The following is a 628-nucleotide window of genomic DNA, read 5'->3' on the forward strand; positions in this document are numbered from 1 at the left end:
TTGTCACATTCTGGGCTTCATTCTTGTCGCCATCTGTCTTTGGTGTCAGCGTAAAGTGGAACTGGCTTCCTGTTGCTGCTTCTCCATTGACAGTCTTCTCTGCCTCGATCTGGACTGTTGTAGGTTTTGGTGTATACGCATTTATAAACTTAATTTCACTCTTTGTATCATCATTAAGTGTAATCGTTTTAGATGCAATATTTAACGCACCATGCTCACCTTCCTCAACAACAATTATAACTGCATAACTCTTGTTATCATAAGTAATGATGTCGTTATCGCCTGCCACTTCAGAAACTGTATACTTATATGTTCCGGCTTCTGTGAATTTAAGTTTACCAAATGAAATGTTGCCCTCTGCTGTATTCTGAACAATCTTTTCAGCATTTTTGTCTGACTCAGGATTATTGGAATCTGGGGTCAATTTAAAACTGAATTCTCCATCTTTCAGATTTCTTCCTGTCAGTTCCTTTGTTGCTGTTAAATCTACTTCTTCAGCTTTGGCATCATAAACATCATCTTCTACCAGAAGGATTCCATCATCGCTGACTTTTGCAGTTGTTCCTGATTTGCTGATCTTGCCATCTGTTCCAATGGTAAATGTAGTATCTGCACTGATATCATATCC

The 628-nt window shown here is 38.5% G+C and carries 1 protein-coding gene; it reads right to left on the reverse strand.

The window, feature by feature from the left end:
- Nucleotides 1-628 (reverse strand): Spy0128 family protein (locus ACTNB8_RS16390; protein ID WP_441056119.1); only part of this gene is annotated, 628 nt, incomplete at both ends.

Source organism: Blautia sp. HCP28S3_G10 (assembly GCF_052065235.1).
Classification (GTDB): domain Bacteria; phylum Bacillota; class Clostridia; order Lachnospirales; family Lachnospiraceae; genus Blautia_A.